This is a genomic window from Pseudomonas sp. CAU 1711 (assembly GCF_039888625.1).
Taxonomy (GTDB): Bacteria; Pseudomonadota; Gammaproteobacteria; order Pseudomonadales; family Pseudomonadaceae; genus Aquipseudomonas.
Genome location: NZ_JBDQQT010000013.1, coordinates 1 through 17,354, shown reverse-complemented (window position 1 = coordinate 17,354; position 17,354 = coordinate 1). Strand labels below are relative to the sequence as shown.

Sequence of the window (17,354 nt, the reverse complement as noted above, 5' to 3'; positions counted from 1 at the left end):
CTTCCCTGGGGCGGCTTCAGCGCCCCGCGTTCAGGAGTTCTGCCGCGCGCGCGGCGAAATAGGTGAGGATGCCATCGGCGCCGGCACGTTTGAAGGCGGTCAGCGATTCCAGTATCACCGCCTCGCTCAGCCAGCCGTTCTGGATGGCGGCCATGTGCATGGCGTATTCGCCGCTGACCTGGTAGGCGAAGGTCGGCACACGGAACTCGCTCTTCACCCGCTGGACTATGTCCAGGTAGGGCATGCCCGGCTTGACCATGACCATATCGGCGCCTTCCGCGAGATCCGCCGCCACCTCGTGCAACGCCTCGTCGCCGTTGGCCGGGTCCATCTGGTAGGTGTTCTTGCTGCCCTTGCCGAGGTTGGCGGCCGAGCCGACCGCGTCGCGGAACGGGCCGTAGTAGGCGCTGGCGTACTTGGCCGAATAGGCCATGATGCGCACGTTGGGCTGCTCGGCCAGCTCCAGCGCCTCGCGGATGGCCTGGATGCGCCCGTCCATCATGTCCGAGGGCGCCACCACCTGGGCGCCCGCCTCGGCGTGCGACAGCGCCTGCTTGACCAGGGCGTCGATGGTGACGTCGTTGAGCACGTAGCCCTGCTCGTCGAGGATGCCGTCCTGGCCGTGGGTGGTGAAGGGGTCCAGGGCCACGTCGCTGATCACCCCCAGCTCGGGGAACTTGGCGCGCAGGGCGCGGATCGCGCGCTGGGCGATGCCCTGCGGGTTCCAGGCTTCCGCCCCATCGAGCGACTTCTTCTCCAGCGGGGTCACCGGGAACAGCGCCAGCGCCGGGATGCCCAGCGCCACCCAGCGCTCGGCCTCCTGCAGCAGCAGGTCGATGGACAGGCGCTCGACGCCCGGCATCGAGGGCACGGCCTCGCGGCGATTGTCGCCGTCCAGCACGAACACCGGCAGGATCAGGTCGTCGACGCTCAGGCGGTGCTCGCGCACCAGGCGGCGGGAGAAGTCATCGCGACGATTGCGACGCAGGCGGGTGGCGGGGAACAGGCGATGGGCGGGGGTAAAGCTCACGAGCGACTCCAGAACCCGCACGGCGGGCGAGTGTGACAGGTATATCCGACCATTATGACCAAATAATGACTGTCACACCCAGACTGCGACGGCCAGCCGCAGTTGCCGCTCAGGCCGCCTGGGCCTGCTCCTGCCGCGGCCAGCACAGCCAAGCCAGGCTGACCAGGCTCCAGCTCGCCAGCAGCAGCCAGGGCAGGCCGCCCGCGATGACCAGGCCGGCCTGCTGGGCCCACAGCAGCGCCGGCAGATTCAGCGCCAGGCGCAGCGCCTCCAGCGCCCTGGCGAAGGGCCGGTTCTCCAGCCAGGCGCCGATGCAGTACAGGCCGAAGGCCACCCACAGCCAGGCCCCGGCCAGCACGTCCAGGCCGTGCCGCGCGGCGACCGCCAGCAGCCAGCTCCCGGCCAGCACATAGGTGCCGAACTGCAGCGCGGCATAGACCTGCTGCCCGCGCGCCAGCGGCACCTCGAACTTGCGGAAGTCGGCCAGCTCCGGCTTGGCGATGGGCCAGCGCGCCGCCACATCGGCCGGGCGCCAGCCGGTGGGCATGAACCAGATGCGCAGCCTATCCCACCAGCAGCCGGCGCGGCGCGCATCGCGCCACAGCTGCACATAGAACTGCAGGTTGGCCCACAGCGGGTTCCAGCTGCGCAGCGGCACGCTCACGCCGAACACCGCCGGCTCCTCGTCCAGCTCCTCCTGGAAGGTGCCGAACAGACGATCCCAGAGGATGAACACGCCGCCATAGTTGCGATCCATGTACAGCGGATTCTGCGCATGGTGCACGCGGTGGTTGGAGGGACTGACGAAGAACCACTCGAACCAGCCCAGCTTGGGCACGTGGCGGGTGTGCACCCAGAACTGGTAGAGCAGGTTGAGCGCGCCAACCGCGACGAACAGCAGCGGCGGCACGCCGGCCACGGCCAGCGGCAGGTAGAAGATCCAGCTCAGCAGAAAACCCGTGCTGGTCTGGCGCAGGGCGGTGGACAGGTTGTAGTCCTCGCTCTGGTGGTGCACCACGTGGGCGGCCCAGAAGATGTTGCGCTCGTGGCCGATGCGGTGGTTCCAGTAGTAGCAGAAGTCGTAGAGCACGAAGGCCAGCAGCCAGACCCAGGGCTCGTCCGGCAGCGCCCAGAGGTGCAGGTGCTCATAGGCGAAGGCATAGCCGAGCACGCCGATGGCCTTGCTCAGCAGGCCGCTGACCTGCGACAGCACGCCGGCGCTGAGGCTGTTCAGCGCGTCGGCCAGGCGGTAGTTGGACAGCCCGCGCACGCGGTCGGCGACAAGCTCGATGGCGATCAGCAGGAAGAACAAGGGCACGGCAAGCAGGATCAGGTTCATGGCTCGACTAGGGACGGGTTGACCTAAGCTGATCCTAAGCCTGCCCCGCCCCGCCCTCGCGACGGCGAATGCCACCTCGGGGGGCATTTGGCGACACCCGGGTGGAAGGTACACTGCACCGAGTTCCAATCATCCCTGGAGAACAGCATGCACAAACGAGTCGCGGTCATCCTGTCCGGCTGTGGCGTCTACGACGGCGCGGAAATCCACGAGAGCGTGATCACCCTGCTGCGCCTCGACCAGCGCGGCGCCCAGGTGCAGTGCTTCGCCCCCAACATCGCGCAGATGCATGTGATCGACCACCTCACCGGCGCGGAGATGGCGGAGAGCCGCAACGTGCTGACCGAGGCGGCGCGCATCGCCCGCGGCGACGTGCAGGACGTGCGCGAGCTGAAAGTCGAGCAGTACGACGCGCTGATCCTGCCGGGCGGCTTCGGCGTGGCCAAGAACCTCTCCAGCTTCGCCGTGGACGGCGCCAACTGCAGCGTGCAGCCCGACGTGCTGGCCGCCGCCCAGGCCTTCGCCCGCGCCGGCAAGCCGGTCGGGCTGATCTGCATCGCCCCGGCCCTGGCGGCGAAGATCTACGGCGAAGGCGTGTCCTGCACCCTGGGCGCGGCGGACGATCCGGCCGTCGAGGGTCTCAGCGCCATGGGCGGCCAGCATGTCGAGTGCGCGGTGGAGGACATAGTCGAGGACAGCGCGCGCAAACTGGTGAGCACCCCGGCCTACATGCTGGCCGAGTCCATCGCCCAGGCCGCCGCCGGCATCAACAAGCTGGTCGACCGCGTGCTGGAGCTGGCCCAGCCGCACTGAGCGGGCGTTCCGGCCAATCCGCGCGGCTTCCCCGCCGCGCCTCTGTTCAGCCGCGCGCGGCTGCGGCAGCGTGGGCGCCTATTTCCACGCGCAGGAGCGCAGCATGAACCCAGCCGTGTTTGAGCTTTCCGAGGAGCAGCGCCAGGGGGTACAGGCCTTCTTCCAGCGCATCCCTTTCAATCAGGTACTGGGCATCCGCATCGACGAGCTGAGCGGCGAGCGGGTGGTGATGAGCCTGCCGATGAAGCCCGAGCTGATCGGCAACTTCGTCCAGGGCATCCTTCACGGCGGGGTGATCTCCGCGCTGCTGGACGTGGCCGGCGGCGCCATGGCGCTGATCGGCGCCTTCGACAAACACCAGCACCTGAGCCCGAGCGAGCGCATGCAGAGGCTGTCCAAGCTGGGCACCATCGACCTGCGCATCGACTACCTGCGCCCCGGTCGCGGCCAGCGGTTCAGCGCCACCGCGGTGCCACTGCGCGCCGGCAACAAGGTGGCGGTGGTGCGTAGCGAGCTGCACAACGAGGAAGGCGTACTGGTGGCGGTGGGCACCGGCACCTATCTGTGCGGCTGATAAGCGCAAACCCCGTCCAGGTCTCTCTGACTCCCTCTCCCGCCGGGAGAGGGCTGGGGTGAGGGTGTCATAGGCGACTCGATACGACCCGATAATCCCTCATCCGAACGCGGCCCGCCTCGGCCCCTCTCCCAATGGGAGAGGGGGCCTAGCTATCTCATCAGGCGGGTCAGGATACGATCCAGCGAGTTGGCGAAGGCCTGGCGGTCCTTGTCCGAATAGGCCGCCTGGCCGCCACCCATCTGCCCCTGCTCGCGCAGATCGGTGAACAGGTTACGCACCGCCAGGCGCTCGCCCATATTGCGCTCGTCGAACTCGCGGCCGCGCGGGTCGAGCGCCGCCACGCCCTTCTTGATCAGCCGGTCGGCCAGCGGCACGTCGCTGCAGATCACCAGTTCGCCGGGCACGGCCTGCTCGACCAGATGATCGTCGGCCGCATCCGGGCCGCTCGGCACCACCACCAGCTTGACGCAGGCGAAGTTGGGCCGGGCCACGGCCTGCCCGGCCACCAGCACCACCTCGAAGCCGCGCTTGAGGGCGAACTTCACCACCTGGTCGCGGGCCAGCCTGGGGCAAGCGTCGGCATCTATCCATACGCGCATCGCAAACTCCTTCAGGCGGTGCGGCGCACCGTGGCCAGCAGGGCCGCGGCGGCGATGAACAGGCCGCCGAAAGTGCGGTTGAGCAGACGCTGCTGATGCGGCTGGCGCAGGGCGCGCAGCACCCGCGCGGCCAGGCCGGTGTAGCCGGCCATGACGATCAGGTCGACCGCCACCATGGTCGCCGCCATCAGCAGGTACTGCACCAGCAGCGGTCCCCTGGGATCGAGGAACTGCGGCAGCACGGCGAGGATGAAGATGATCGCCTTGGGGTTGCTGGCGTTGACCAGGAAGCCGCGCAGCACCAGGGTCAGCGGCCGCCCCAGGGGGCGCTCGCCGTCGCCGGCGGCGATCTCGCCGGGCGTGGCGACCCACTGCTTCCAGCCCAGGTAGACCAGATAGGCCACGCCGAACCACTTGATCAGGTTGAACGCCAGCTCGGAGGTGGCCAGCACCGCGCCGAGGCCGGCGGCGACCACGGCGATCTGCAGCAGCAGCGCCAGTTGCAGGCCGAGGGCATTCCAGTAGCCGCGCCAGAAGCCGTATTGCAGGCCGGCGCTCATCGAAGCCACGGCGCCGGCACCGGGCGACAGACTGATCACCCAACAGGCGACGAAGAAGGCGAGCCAGGTTTCCAGGGCCATGGGTTTACCTCGGGAATGCGTTGTACGAAAAGGTTCAGGCTACCCGCCGGATCGAACCGGCGCCAGGGCCGGCAAGATTCTGGAGTCTGTGTAGGATCGCGCCGGCGCTGGGTTTCGCTGCGCTCTACCCAGCCTACAGCCGGCTCTGAGTAGGCTGGGTAGAGCGCAGCGAAACCCAGCATTACCGGCTCAGTCGGCCTGGGCCAGCTGCGCCTCCAGGGCCTCCAGCTGCTCCAGGGCGGCCAGCCAGTTCTCCTCCAGCTCGGCCTCGCGGCTCTTCAGGCGGGCCTGCTCGGCCAGCAGCTCGCGCAGCTCGTCCTTGCGCGCGGCCTCGTACAGGCCGCTGTCGCCGAGCTGCTGCTCGACGCCGGCGAGCCTGTCCTGCACCTGGCCCAATTCCTTCTCCAGCTTGTCCGCCAGTTTCTTGTGCGGCGCCAGCTGCTGACGCAGGGCCGCGGCGGCCTGGCGCTGGGCGCGCTTGTCGCTCCTGTCCGCCGCCGGCGCGAGCGTGGCCTGCGGTTGCTGGCGGGCACGGTAGTCGATGAGCCAGCGCGCGTAGTCGTCGAGATCGCCCTCGAAAGGCTGCACGCGGCCGTCGGCGACCAGCAGGAACTCGTCGGTGGTGCTCTTCAGCAGGTGGCGGTCGTGGGAGACCACCAGCACGGCGCCGGCGAAATCCTGCAGGGCCAGGGTCAGGGCCAGGCGCATCTCCAGGTCGAGGTGGTTGGTCGGTTCGTCGAGCAGCAGCAGGTTGGGCTTCTGCCAGGCGATCAGGGCCAGGGCCAGACGCGCCTTCTCGCCACCGGAGAAGTTGAGCACCGCCTCGTCGCAGCGCGCGCCGCGAAAATCGAAGCCGCCGAGGAAGTCGCGCAGGCTCTGCTCGCGCTCGCCCGGGGCGATGCGCTGCAGGTGCAGCAGCGGGCTGGCCTTGGCGTCGAGCGAATCGAGCTGGTGCTGGGCGAAGTAGCCGATGGCCAGATTCTCGCCGCGCGCCAGAGTACCGCCGAGTACTTCGAGGTCGCCGGCCAGGGTCTTGATCAGGGTCGACTTACCGGCGCCGTTGGGGCCGAGCAGACCGATGCGCGCGCCGGGCGCCAGGCTCAGCTTGAGCTTTTCGAGCACCACCCTGTCGCCGTAACCGAGGCGCGCCTCGGACAGGTTGAGCAGCGGACTGGAAACCTTGTCGGCCTCGCGGAAGACGAAGTCGAAGGGCGAGTCGACATGCGCCGGGGCCAGCTCCTCCAGGCGTTCCAGGGCCTTGATCCGGCTCTGCGCCTGGCGTGCCTTGGTGGCCTTGGCCTTGAAGCGACGGATGAAGTCTTCCATGTGCGCGCGCTGCGCCTGCTGCTTCTCATAGGCCTGCTGCTGCTGCGCCAGGCGCTCGGCACGGGTGCGCTCGAAGGCCGAGTAGCCGCCGCGATAGAGGGTCAGCTTGCGCTGCTCCAGATGCGCGACGTGATCGACCACGGCATCGAGGAAGTCGCGGTCGTGGGAGATCAGCAGCAGGGTGCCGGGGTAGCCCTTGAGCCACTCTTCCAGCCAGAGGATGGCGTCGAGGTCGAGGTGGTTGGTCGGCTCGTCGAGCAGCAGCAGTTCGGACGGGCACATCAGCGCCTGGGCCAGGTTGAGGCGCATGCGCCAGCCACCGGAGAAGTCGCCGACGCGCCTGTCCATCTGTTCGGCGGTGAAGCCGAGACCGGCCAGCAGCTTGCGCGCGCGGGCGTCGGCCGTGTAGCCCTGGGCGTTGTCCAGCTCGGTATGCAGGCGGGCGATGGCGGCGCCGTCGTGGGCCGCCTCGGCCCTGGCCAGTTCGGCCTGAATGGCGCGCAGCTGCACGTCGCCATCGAGCACGTAGTCGACGGCCAGGCGTTCGAGGTTGTCGACCTCCTGGCGCATGTGGGCGATGCGCCAGTCGGCCGGCAGCTGGCAGTCGCCGGCATCGGGGCCGAGCTCGCCGCGCAGCAGGGCGAACAGGCTGGATTTGCCGGCGCCGTTGGCACCGATCAGGCCGACCTTCTGGCCGGCGTGCAGGGTCAGTTCGGCGCCTTCGAGGAGGCGCTGCGGACCGCGCTGTAGAGTGAGGTTCTGGAGTCGGATCATAATGGCGGCGGAGTCTACCAGCTTCCGCCCGGAGAGCCGCATGCCGACCGATCTGTGGAGTTTCGCCTGCGCCTGCTACGCCCGCCCCGGCGTGGAACAGTGCTGCCTGCACCTGCAGGACGGCGGCGCCGATGTCTGCCTGCTGCTCTGTGCCCTGTGGCTGGAGCGCCGTGGCGTGCCCTGCAGCGAGGCGCGTCTCGCTCGACTCAAGGCCGTCGCCGAGCCCTGGCAACGCCAGGTGGTGCAGCCGCTGCGCGAATTGCGCCGGGGCCTGAAGGAGGCGGCACGGCTCGACCCGCAACAGGCGCGACTACGCGAACAGGTCAAGGCGATGGAGTTGGAAGCCGAGCGCGAACTGCTCAAGCGGCTGGAAAGCGACGCCCAGCAATGGCAGGCCTCGGACGTGGCCGCGGCCTGGCTGGAGCCGCTGCTGGTCGACCGCGACGCGCGCGAACTGCTGCGCGCCGCGGCCGCAGGCGCTTAGGCGCCCGGCGGAGTGCTGCCGTTGCCGGCGGCCGGCGTGGCCGCTGTCGGCGCCGGTGCGCTCACGCTGGCTGGCGCTGCAGGTTTGGCGGCGGCCGTCTTCGCGGCGGCCGGTTTCTTCGCCGCGGGCTTGGCTGCCGGCTTGGCTTTGCCAGCAGGCTTGGCCGCCGGTTTGGCGGCAGGCTTCGCGGCGGCCTTGCTCGCCGGCTTGGCCGGCGCCTTGGCTGCGGCAGGTTTGGCCGCAGACTTGGCAGCAGGCTTGCTCGCCGTTTTGCTCGCGGCCTTGGCGGCGGGTTTCGCGGCAGGCTTCGCAGCCGGCTTGGCGGTGCTGGCGGCTTTCTTCGCCGCCGGTTTGGCAGCAGCCTTGCTCGACTTGGCAGCAGGTTTCGCGGCGGCCTTGCTCGCCGGTTTGGCCGCGGGCTTGGCGGCAGCGGCCTTGGCCGGCGCCTTGGCTGCGGCAGGCTTGGCCGCAGACTTGCCAGCAGGTTTCGCGGCAGCCTTGGCAGCGGGCTTGGTGGCGGCTTTCTTCGCGGCCGGCTTGGCCGCCGGCTTCGCGGCGAGCTTGGCGGCACGACTGTCGAGGGCCTTGGCCGCGGCCTCACGCACCTTGCCGACGCCCTGGGCCAGCTTCAGGCTCTCCTGGGCATCGCGCTTGAGCTGGGCGATATAGGAGCGGGTCTCGGTCTGGCGCGACTTGAGCCCATCGAGCAGATCCTCCAGTTCGGCCGCCGCGGCCTTGGCCTTCTCCTGCGCCTTGGCCTTGCCGGCCTTGGCCGCCTCCTGCAGTTTGGCGCGGGTGTCGTGGAGTTTTTCCTGGGCTTTGGTGCGCTGCTTCTCCAGCTTGGTCAGCAGTTGTTCGGCATCGGCCAGCGCTTGCGAGCAAGCCTTCTCCAAGTGTTCGAGCAGGCTGTGGGAAAGATGCTGAAGCAGATGAAGAGGCGTGTTAACGGACTTCTTATTGTTGGTCGGCATGGCGTGCCTCCTAACGGACGTTGGTGATCCCCATACTAGACGCCCGACTCGACGGTCGCTAGCCGCTGCGCCGGCAACGGGCATAATCGCGCAACACTTCGTGGAGAACCCCGCATGCTGTCGCGTCACCTGCCGCTGTTGCTGTGTCTGCTGCCGAGCCTGACACTCGCCGCCCCGCACGATGAAGACCTGGCCTACAGCCTGGGCACCCGCCTCGGCGAAAGGCTGCGCCAGGAGATGCCCGAGCTGCCGCTGGCGGCCCTGCTCGACGGGCTGCGCCAGGCCTATCTGAACGAGCCGCTGCGCCTGCCGCCGGCGCGCATCGATGCACTGCTGGAGCAACACGAGCGCCAGGCTGCGCGGCGCAGGGACGCGCTCGCCGAGGGGCGTTTCCTGGCGCGGGAAAAGGCCGCTCACGGCGTGCGCGAACTGGCCGACGGGGTGCTGGTGCGCGAACTGCGCCAGGGCGGTGGGCGCAAACCGTCGGCGGGCAGCCGGATCAGGGTCAGCTACCGTGGTGAACTGGCCGACGGCAGCCTGTTCGATCGGAGCGAGGGGCCACAGTGGTTTCGCCTCGGCGCGCTGATTCCCGGCTGGCAGACCGCACTGCTGCAGATGCCGGCGGGGGCGCACTGGCGGGTGGTGATTCCGGCCGCACAGGCCTACGGCGAGGAAGGCGCCGGCGACCTGATACCGCCGAACGCGCCTCTGGTATTCGAAGTGGAGTTGCTGGAAGTGGCCGACTGACGCGCCCGGCGGCGCGTCTCGAAGCCCGCACGACGCCGGGCGGGGAGCCCGCCGCGGCGGCCTCTCAGAGCGGTGCTGCGGCCTGCTGCTGGTGGGCGTTGTGCAGCACTTCGATCAGGCAGTCTTCCAGCTCGAAGCGCTCGTGCAGCAGCTGCCCGAGGCGTTTCAGCTCGGCGCTGAGCGAGGCGGCGTCGCGGCAATCGCCGTTGTCACAGTGATCGTTGAAGGCCAGCGCCACTTCGGTGATGGCCTCGATGCGCGGGTAGATCTGCTTGGCCAGTTCCAGCCCACGCTGGTCGCCGAAGGCCTTGGCCTCGACAGTGAGCTGTTCGTAGATCTCGAAGTGACCGGCCGAGACATAGTCCACCAGGATCTCGCAGAAACGCTGCACGTCGGCGGCATTGGCCGCGGGCGCCTGGGGCCTGTCACTCAGCGCGGCATAGGCGCCGATCAGTTCGTGACGCTCCTGCAGCCAGCGATCGATCATCTGGTGCACCCCTCCCCAACGCTCCTGGGCGTTCTGGCAGCTCTCGAGCATGATGTCCTCGCTTCCTACTGGTGAATGCTGAATACGCCAGCCCCGAGACATTTTATTGTCGGCTCGAACATTCCCGGGGTCAGTCCCGTCGGTTTTGTGGCGAGACCACGTGGCCAGAGTATGCCCACTCGTCGCCGGCATCAAGTCATGCCGGTCGGGAAGACTCAGCCGCGACGCAACAACTGGTAGAGGGAGAACACAATCATGCCGGCGAAAGCCAGCAGGCTCCACTCGGGCAGGCTGAGGCCGAACAGGGTCCAGGTCACTTCGGCACAGTCGGCGGTGCCGTGGAACACCAGGCTGACGATTTCCTGCAGCGGCAGCGCCTGCATCATGAACTCCAGGCTCGGCAGGCAGGCTTCCAGCTGGTCCGCCGGCACGCCCTGCAACCAGACCTGGCGCGCCGCGGTGCCGGCGCCGCCGGCGGCCATCAGTAGCGCCAGCGCGGCATAGCCACGCCGCCCGCCGCGCTGCGGGCCGTGCAGGGCGGCGACCAGGCAGACCAGGCCGAAGAGGATGACGAACACGCGCTGGACGATGCACAGCGGGCAGGGATCGAGGCCGACCACATGTTCCAGGTAGAGGGCGCCGCCCATCAGGGCCAGGCAGCCGAGGAAGGCCAGGAGGAACAGGGTACGCGGGTTGGCCAGCGCCATGGGGACTCCGATGCGGGGCGGGAAAGGCGCCTACGGTAGAGGAAAGCCGGCGCGCCTTTCAAGGCGCAGGCGGGCGCCCCGTCGTCGACGGAGCGCCGCGCGTCAGGCCGACGGTTGCGGCAGCTCGGGCAGGTGCTGGCCCTGCAGCACCAGCAGTTCCTGAAGCAGGCGATTGCTGCGCTCGGCCTCGCCCTGGCTGGCCAGCAAACGCGCCAGCTCGGCGCAGGTCTCGGCGCTGCGGGAAAACTCCAGGCTGATCTCGAAGTACTCCCGCGCCTTGCCCCACAGCCCGCCCTGCAGGCACAGGCGCCCCAGGGTGAGCAGCAGCAGCGGATCCTGCGGGTGCTGCTGCAGCAGCGCCTCGGCGGCCTGCAGCTGACGCGCCGGATCGCTACCACGGACCAGGCCGTAGAGCCGTACCAGACGGCTGTCGTAACCCTGCTTGAGGGCCTTGCGCAGCACCGCCTCGGCCTCCTCCTGGGCGCCCAGCGCGCGCAACTGGGCGGCATACACGGCGAGCAGCTCGGGGTCCTGCCGCTGGGCCGCGGCGAGCTGCTGCCAGGCATTGCTCAGCGGTTGCAGGGCCGCCTCGCCCTGCCCCAGGCCCTGCTCGCCGGCGGCGCGCAGGCGCTCCAGCCAGACCTTGCGCTCCAGCTCGGCCAGGGCTTCGCCCTGCAGCACCTTGGCCTTGCGCAGTTCGGGCAGCAGGTCGAGCAGGGCCGCCCAGTCGCCGCGCGACTGCAGCAGCCGCTGCAGATCGTGCAGCACCTGATGGTGGCGCGGGTGGCGCTCGCGCATGGCCTGCAGGGTGCTCAGCGCGCCATCCAGATCGCCGCTGGCCTGCTGCAGCTCGGCATGGGTCAGGGCGATCGCCAGTTCGGCCTGCGGCTGGCGCTGCAGGGCCTTCTCCAGCAACGCCTCGCCGTCCTCCAGGCGCCCCAGGCGCTGCGCCGCGCGGGCCGCGCCGAGATAGTAGAGCAGCGGCTGGCTCTCGCCTTCGGCGGCCAGGGCAAGATGTCGCACGGCGCGCTCCCAGCGCCCCTCGATCAGGTCCAGCAGGCCCTTGTCGGCGGCCAGCTGGCGACGCCTGCCGAGGTTGCGCCGCGACCAGGGATTGACCACACCGGCGGACGCCAGCAGCACGCGCAGCAACCAGCGCAGGCCGATGATGGATGCCCAGAGCAGCGCCAACAGCAGCAGGAAAACCCACAGACTGGACTCGTAGCGCAGCCCCTTCCAGGCGATCAGCACATAGCCACTGTGCTCGGCGATGGCCAGCCCCAGCCCGCTGGCCAGGGCCACCACCAATACCAGCAGCAAGGCGGCGCGCATCATTGCCCGCCCTCCTCGACTGCCTCGCCCTCGGGCAGCAGCTCGGCCACCTCACGGCGCTTGAGATAGGCCTGCAGCGTGCCCAGCGCATCGTCCAGCTTGGGCATGCCGGCCACCACCCGCTGCTCGGCCAGCTCGCCGATGCGCTTGCGCATGGCCTGCACGGCGCGGTTGTCACGGTCGAAGTAGTCGCCCAGCACTTCGCCGGCCGCGGCCAGGGCCCGGCGATAGACCTCCTGCTCGCCGTTGAGCGCGCCCCATTGGGCCTGCTCCAGGGCCAGGGCCAGGGTCAGGCGCACCTGCGCCAGGCTCTGTCCGGCCAGCTGCGGGCGCACGTCCTGATCGGCGTGCAGGTCGATGCGCACGTAGCGCGACAGCTGCTGCCAGAGCTCCGCCCAGCGGCTGCTGTCGCTGACGCTGACCGCCGCGGGCACTTCGTCCGGCAGCAGGTATTCGGGGGCCAGCATCTGCAGGCCGGCGACCTGTTCGCGCAGCGCCGCCAGCTGCAGGAACAGGCCGCTGCGGTCGACCTGCGGCAGGCTGCGCAGGGCCTCCAGCACCCTGATCAGCTCGCCGCGGGCGGCGAAGGCCTGCGGATCGTTCTGCGCCCGCAGTATGTCGTCGGCGCCCTGCACCAGGGCGATGGCGCTGTCCACGTCCTGCAGCGCGGAGAGGCGCAGCATGGCCAGGCGCAGCAGGTGCTCGGCCTCGGCCAGGCGCCAGTCCTCGCGGCTCTTGCCGAGCACGCCGGAGAGGCTCTGGGCCAGGCGCTGCTGCTCGCCCTGCAGGCTCACCAGCAGGTCGCGCTGGGTGGCCAGCTCAGCCGCCGTGGGCAGGCCGGCCAGGCGCTTGGCGACATGCGCCTCGCCGGCCTCGAGGCGAGCCTGGGCCGCCTCGCCGGCCTGTTGCAGCTGCGCCAGCTGGTTCGCCGCCTGCCCCTGCTGCTGATGCAGCTGCCAGGCGCTCCAGCCGCCGGCGCCGAGGCCGGCCAGGCCGACCAGCAGGGCCAGCCAGGCCGGGCCGCGGCCCTTGGACTTGGCTACGGCGACCTTTGCCGGCGAGTCGGCGGCGAGTTGCGGGGTGCTGTTCTGCTCGGTGGTTTCGCTCACGAGTCCTTCCTTATGCGTCAGAGGCCGCCGGCGCCGGGTGAGCGCGCAGGGCCGCCACTACGGCCGCGGCGCTGGCGCCGCGACAATCGATGATATGCCGGGCACCGGCCGCGCGGGCCAGTTCCGCCACGCGTGGGCTGGGCACCAGCAAGGGTAGTCGAGCCAGCTCGCCCCAGGCGGCGCCGGCCAGTTGGCGCAGGTTGTCCAGGCCCTGGGCGCTGCTGACCAGCAGGGCATTGAGCCGCTCGCCCTCGATCAGGCGCGCCAGCGTGCCGGCCGGGTAGTGCGGCAGCACGCGACGATAGAGCTGCAGATAGTCGACCGCCACGCCGCGCTCACGCAGGCTCTCGGCGATCAGCTCGCGGCCGCCCTCGCCCCGCAGCAGCAGCACCCGCGGGTTCGGCACCTGCAGCGCCTGCGCCAGCTGCGGCAGCGCCAGCAGCGCCTCGCTGTCCTCGCCCTGTGCCGGGCAGACGGCGCTCAGCCCATGGGGCTCCAGATAACGGTCGAGAATCTCTGCGGTGGCGGCGCCGACGCCGAACCAGCGCTGGCCCGCCGGCGGCTGCGGCCAGTAGCGCCCGAGCAGCGCACAGCCCAGGCGCGCGGCCGGCTTGCTGACCACGATCAGCGCGCAGTAGCGCTCCAGATCGAGGACGGTGCTGCGCTGCTCGGGCGTCTCGGCCAGCGCCTCGATCTCCAGCAGCGGCAGGCTGCGGCTGAACACCCCGGCCTCGGCCAGGGTCGCGGCCAGGGCCTCGCACTCGGCGGCCGGGCGGGTCAGCAGCAGGCGCCAGCCGCTCACGCCGGATCGGCCTCGCCGTACACCGCCTTGAGGATGGCATCGGCGCCCTGAGCCAGCAGCTGCTCGGCCACCTGCACGCCGAGCGCCTCGGCGTCGCGGCCGCGGCCTTCGGCGCGCAGCAGCAGGCCGCCGTCGGGCTGGCCGACCAGGCCGCGCAGCCAGATCTGCTCGCCTTCGAGCAGGGCGTAGCAGGCGATCGGCACCTGACAGCCGCCGTTGAGGCGCTTGTTCAGCGCGCGCTCGGCGCTGACGCGCACGGCCGTTTCGGCATGATGCAGCGGCGCCAGCAGGGCATGGATCTCGCTGTCGGCCGTGCGGCACTCGATACCCACGGCGCCCTGGCCGCCGGCCGGCAGGCTGTCGTCGACGCTGATCGAGCTGCGGATGCGCGGCGCGAAGCCGAGGCGGATCAGCCCGGCGGCGGCGAGGATGATGGCGTCGTACTCGCCGGCATCCAGCTTGGCCAGGCGGGTGTTCACGTTGCCGCGCAGGAACTGGATCTTCAGGTCCGGCCGGCGCGCCAGCAGCTGGGCCTGGCGGCGCAGGCTGGAGGTGCCGACCACGCTGCCGGCCGGCAGCGCGTCGAGGCTGGCGTAGGCGTTGGAGACGAAGGCGTCGCGCGGGTCCTCGCGCTCGCAGATGCAGAACAGGCCGAGCCCCTCGGGGAAGTCCATCGGCACGTCCTTCATCGAGTGCACGGCGATGTCGGCCTCGCCCTCCAGCAGGGCGGTCTCCAGCTCCTTGACGAACAGGCCCTTGCCGCCGATCTTCGCCAGCGGCGCGTCGAGCAGCTTGTCGCCCTTGCTGACCATGGGCACCAGGCTGACGTTCAGCCCCGGATGGGCCTGTTCCAGGCGGGCCTTGACGTACTCGGCCTGCCACAGGGCCAGGGCACTCTTGCGGGTGGCGATGCGGATTTCGCGGGGCATGGGGCAATTCCAGAAAACGAACTGCCAGGGATGATAACAGGATGGCCGGTGCAAGCCCGCAGACATGAGTGCCGCAGGCTGAGCCGCGTCGAGGGCCGCACATCGGCTCGCGTTCGCGGGAAGCCCATTCCCCAGGCGATGGGCGGCATCGGCCGGCGCACGGGACAGATGCGGGGGCCGCCGTGCAAGCCCTCTACGGCGCCTCCTGGCCCTCGCTCGGTTGGCGAACCGGCAGCCAGACGGTGAAGGCCGTGCCCTGGCCCGGTTCGCTCTCCACCTCGATCCGCCCGTGGTGCTTGCTGACGATGTTGTAGGACACCGACAGCCCCAAGCCGGTGCCCGAGCCCACCGGCTTGGTGGTGAAGAAGGGCTCGAACAGGCGCTTGAGGTTTTCCGACGCGATGCCGCAGCCATTGTCGCGCACCCGGACGAACACCCATTCGTCGCGAGTACCGGTTTCCAGCCAGATAGTCCCGCTGCTCTCGATGGCATGCGCGGCATTGACGATCAGGTTCATGAACACCTGATTGAGTTGCGAGCCGATGCATTCCACGTCGGGCAGTTGGCCGTACTGCTTGATCACCTCGGCCTTGAACTTCACCTCGTTCCAGACCACGTTCAGCGTGCTGTCCAGCCCTCTGTGCAGATCGACCATCTGCCAGTCCGTCGAATCCACGTGGGAGAAGTCGCGCAGGTCCTGGACGATGCGCTTGACCCGCGCCAGCCCCTCGCGGGACTCGCGGATCAGATTGAACACGTCGCCGCGCAGGAATTCGTAGTCCTGTTCGCGGTTGGCCTGCTCGATCCGCGCGCGGAACGCGGCGTCCTGTAGCAGGGGGAGGTCGCGGTTGTAGGCCTCGATCAGGTCGAACAGCTCCTTCACGTAGGACTCCAGGCTGCCGATGTTGGAGTTCACGTAACCGACGGGGTTGTTGATCTCGTGGGCCACCCCCGCCGCGAGCTGACCGATGGCAGCCATCTTCTCCGACTGCAGGAGCTGCGCCTGGGCTTCCTCCAGCTTGCGGATCAGGCGGGCCTGCTGCTCCTTTTCGGCCTGCAGCAACTCGTTCAAGCGCGTCAGTTCCAGGTGCTGGGCGGCCGTTTCCGTGGCATCGGCCACGGTCAGGCAGACGTACTTGATCGTCGCAGACGCTTCCATCACGGGGAAGAACGTACAGTTCTGATACATCGCCTCCCCCTGTCCGGTAATGGGGCGGCTATCGGAGAAATTGAACAGCTGCGGCCGCTGCTGCCAGGAGGTGAATGCCAGGTTCTGCAAGGTGAGGACGCTGTCGATCTTCTTCTTCACCCAGAGACGCGGCAGCTCCGGAAACAGATCGAACAGCGATTGGCCAACCACCTCGGTCACGCTGCGACCACTGTTGATGGCCATGAAATCGTTCCAGTACACCACCCGGCATTCGTGGTCGAGCAGCACCACGCCGAGATTGATCTGCTGCAGGACGGATTCCAACTCCGCGTCCAAGGGGAGTGTCCGGGGATCCATAGGCCGCCTCAGATATCGTTCAGCAGTTGGTCGATCGCCTCGATCACCGTGGCCACCGTGTCCTCGGCAATGCACACCAGCAGATCGCAGATGAAGCTGTGGGTAGCCACTTCGAAATGGATTTCCAATACCAGTGCCTGGTGCCCCTGCAATACCTGGCTATCCAGTACCTCCTGCAGGGTACGGCCTCGGAACAGGATCGACGGGGCGCCATAGCTGACCTTGAGATCGATCTGCTGGGCCAGGCCATTGATGCAGGCACCGGTGAGGATGTTGGTGACGTCCAGCAGCAATTCGTCCTGGCTGTTGGCCTCGCCTTCATAGCCCATCAGCCCGGCCAGTTGGCCGGCGCCGTTCTCGCCGAAACAGACCACCACCTCGCCGCGCAGCTTGCCGAGGAACGACTGGCGGGTGACGATGGCCGGCCGGCCCGCGATGCCCAGCTGATCGAGCAGGTTGTGGGCATCCTCCACCGGGTGGATACGCGGTACCGAGAGGGTGACGAAGGTCTCGGTCAGGCGCGCCAGGCGATCGGCGCTCTGTCCCATGGCGACGTTCATCACTTCCTGCAGGGCATCGCGCCTGTCCTCGCTGAGGTTCGCCAGGCGACTCATCAGATCAACCCGACGTCGTAGAGCGCCACCTGGAGGGCCTCCGGCGTGACCGGCTTCTTGACGAACCCCGCGGCCCCCAGCTCGCGCACCCGCTGCTGTGCCTGCGGCTGGATGTCCGCGCTGATGACGATGACCACCGCGTTGGCGTCCTCGCGCTTGAGAAGCTCCAGGGTACGGAAGCCATCCATCACCGGCATGGTCAAATCCAGGAAGATCACCTCGGCATTGCCCGCATGATAGGCGGACAGCGCCTCCTCGCCATTGGCGGCCTGGCTGACCTCCGCCTCGAGCCCGGGCGGCAGTGCCTTCATCACCATCTTTCTGGACATGGCGGAATCATCGACGATCAGTACTTTCAAGCGGGATTTCCTCTCGATCGGACATGCGACGGGTCTGAGTATAGATAGCTCACCGGGCGGCGCCCGGCCTGCCCGCCCCGCTAAGGAAATTCTGAAGAAGACTTCCCGAATCTGGTGAAATACGCCGATCCCGTTGCCCGAGTTTCCCGATGAAGCAGATGACCTTCGCCGATGCCGAGTACGCCGGTAAGCGCAAGCAGACCCGCA

At 68.9% G+C, this 17,354-nt stretch carries 19 protein-coding genes; 4 read left to right on the top strand and 15 right to left on the bottom strand.

Going from position 1 to position 17,354, the window contains the following annotated elements:
• Positions 1-16: 16 nt before the first annotated feature.
• Positions 17-1,030 carry a porphobilinogen synthase gene (gene hemB / locus AAFN46_RS15340; RefSeq protein WP_347809562.1) on the bottom strand — a complete coding sequence of 338 codons (1,014 nt, stop codon included), beginning with the start codon at positions 1,028-1,030 and terminating at the stop codon, positions 17-19.
• Positions 1,031-1,139: 109 nt separating this feature from the next.
• Positions 1,140-2,369, bottom strand: coding sequence for a sterol desaturase family protein (locus AAFN46_RS15335; protein ID WP_347809561.1), 1,230 nt, complete (start codon positions 2,367-2,369; stop codon positions 1,140-1,142).
• A gap of 147 nt (positions 2,370-2,516) precedes the next feature.
• On the opposite strand from AAFN46_RS15335, the gene elbB reads away from it, so the two are divergent.
• Both elbB and AAFN46_RS15325 read left to right on the top strand, forming a co-directional pair.
• Positions 2,517-3,182, top strand: a complete 666-nt coding sequence (gene elbB, locus AAFN46_RS15330; RefSeq protein WP_347809560.1) for an isoprenoid biosynthesis glyoxalase ElbB — start codon at positions 2,517-2,519, stop codon at positions 3,180-3,182.
• Positions 3,183-3,285: 103 nt separating this feature from the next.
• Positions 3,286-3,756, top strand: coding sequence for a thioesterase family protein (locus tag AAFN46_RS15325; protein WP_347809559.1), 471 nt, complete (start codon positions 3,286-3,288; stop codon positions 3,754-3,756).
• Positions 3,757-3,908: 152 nt separating this feature from the next.
• On the opposite strand, the gene AAFN46_RS15320 is transcribed toward AAFN46_RS15325, so the two are convergent.
• From AAFN46_RS15320 to AAFN46_RS15310, 3 genes are all read right to left on the bottom strand, one after another.
• Positions 3,909-4,358 carry a YaiI/YqxD family protein gene (locus AAFN46_RS15320; protein ID WP_347809558.1) on the bottom strand — a complete coding sequence of 150 codons (450 nt, stop codon included), beginning with the start codon at positions 4,356-4,358 and terminating at the stop codon, positions 3,909-3,911.
• A gap of 11 nt (positions 4,359-4,369) precedes the next feature.
• A complete protein-coding gene (locus AAFN46_RS15315) occupies positions 4,370-4,999 on the bottom strand; it encodes a LysE family transporter (protein WP_347809557.1) in 630 nt (209 codons plus the stop codon).
• Between the two features lie 189 nt (positions 5,000-5,188).
• Positions 5,189-7,099: an ATP-binding cassette domain-containing protein gene (locus tag AAFN46_RS15310; protein ID WP_347809556.1), complete on the bottom strand. Its 1,911-nt coding sequence runs from the start codon at positions 7,097-7,099 to the stop codon at positions 5,189-5,191.
• Positions 7,100-7,139: 40 nt separating this feature from the next.
• On the opposite strand from AAFN46_RS15310, the gene AAFN46_RS15305 reads away from it, so the two are divergent.
• Positions 7,140-7,583: a TIGR02444 family protein gene (locus AAFN46_RS15305; RefSeq protein WP_347809555.1), complete on the top strand. Its 444-nt coding sequence runs from the start codon at positions 7,140-7,142 to the stop codon at positions 7,581-7,583.
• Here AAFN46_RS15305 and AAFN46_RS15300 read toward each other — a convergent pair.
• Positions 7,580-8,554, bottom strand: a complete 975-nt coding sequence (locus AAFN46_RS15300; RefSeq protein ID WP_347809675.1) for an AlgP family protein — start codon at positions 8,552-8,554, stop codon at positions 7,580-7,582. The genes AAFN46_RS15305 and AAFN46_RS15300 overlap by 4 nt on opposite strands.
• Positions 8,555-8,668: 114 nt before the next feature.
• On the opposite strand from AAFN46_RS15300, the gene AAFN46_RS15295 reads away from it, so the two are divergent.
• Positions 8,669-9,301: an FKBP-type peptidyl-prolyl cis-trans isomerase gene (locus AAFN46_RS15295; protein ID WP_347809554.1), complete on the top strand. Its 633-nt coding sequence runs from the start codon at positions 8,669-8,671 to the stop codon at positions 9,299-9,301.
• A gap of 64 nt (positions 9,302-9,365) precedes the next feature.
• On the opposite strand, the gene rsd is transcribed toward AAFN46_RS15295, so the two are convergent.
• From rsd to AAFN46_RS15250, 9 genes are all read right to left on the bottom strand, one after another.
• On the bottom strand, positions 9,366-9,839 hold the full coding sequence (rsd, locus tag AAFN46_RS15290) for a sigma D regulator (protein ID WP_347809553.1): 474 nt from the start codon (positions 9,837-9,839) through the stop codon (positions 9,366-9,368).
• Between the two features lie 164 nt (positions 9,840-10,003).
• A complete protein-coding gene (locus AAFN46_RS15285; protein WP_347809552.1) occupies positions 10,004-10,495 on the bottom strand; it encodes a disulfide bond formation protein B in 492 nt (163 codons plus the stop codon).
• Between the two features lie 102 nt (positions 10,496-10,597).
• On the bottom strand, positions 10,598-11,830 hold the full coding sequence (locus AAFN46_RS15280; RefSeq protein WP_347809551.1) for a heme biosynthesis HemY N-terminal domain-containing protein: 1,233 nt from the start codon (positions 11,828-11,830) through the stop codon (positions 10,598-10,600).
• A complete protein-coding gene (locus AAFN46_RS15275) occupies positions 11,827-12,936 on the bottom strand; it encodes a uroporphyrinogen-III C-methyltransferase (RefSeq protein ID WP_347809550.1) in 1,110 nt (369 codons plus the stop codon). Before AAFN46_RS15275 ends, AAFN46_RS15280 begins: the two co-directional genes overlap by 4 nt.
• A 10-nt stretch (positions 12,937-12,946) precedes the next feature.
• Positions 12,947-13,738, bottom strand: coding sequence for a uroporphyrinogen-III synthase (locus tag AAFN46_RS15270; protein WP_347809549.1), 792 nt, complete (start codon positions 13,736-13,738; stop codon positions 12,947-12,949).
• Entirely contained in the window at positions 13,735-14,667 is a 933-nt protein-coding gene (gene hemC / locus AAFN46_RS15265) for a hydroxymethylbilane synthase (protein WP_347809548.1), read from the bottom strand. Before hemC ends, AAFN46_RS15270 begins: the two co-directional genes overlap by 4 nt.
• 193 nt (positions 14,668-14,860) lie before the next feature.
• On the bottom strand, positions 14,861-16,141 hold the full coding sequence (locus AAFN46_RS15260; RefSeq protein ID WP_347809547.1) for an ATP-binding protein: 1,281 nt from the start codon (positions 16,139-16,141) through the stop codon (positions 14,861-14,863).
• Between the two features lie 41 nt (positions 16,142-16,182).
• Positions 16,183-16,788 carry a chemotaxis protein CheC gene (locus AAFN46_RS15255; RefSeq protein WP_347809546.1) on the bottom strand — a complete coding sequence of 202 codons (606 nt, stop codon included), beginning with the start codon at positions 16,786-16,788 and terminating at the stop codon, positions 16,183-16,185.
• On the bottom strand, positions 16,788-17,147 hold the full coding sequence (locus AAFN46_RS15250) for a response regulator (protein WP_347809545.1): 360 nt from the start codon (positions 17,145-17,147) through the stop codon (positions 16,788-16,790). The genes AAFN46_RS15255 and AAFN46_RS15250 overlap by 1 nt, the downstream gene beginning before the upstream one ends.
• Positions 17,148-17,354 lie beyond the last annotated feature (207 nt).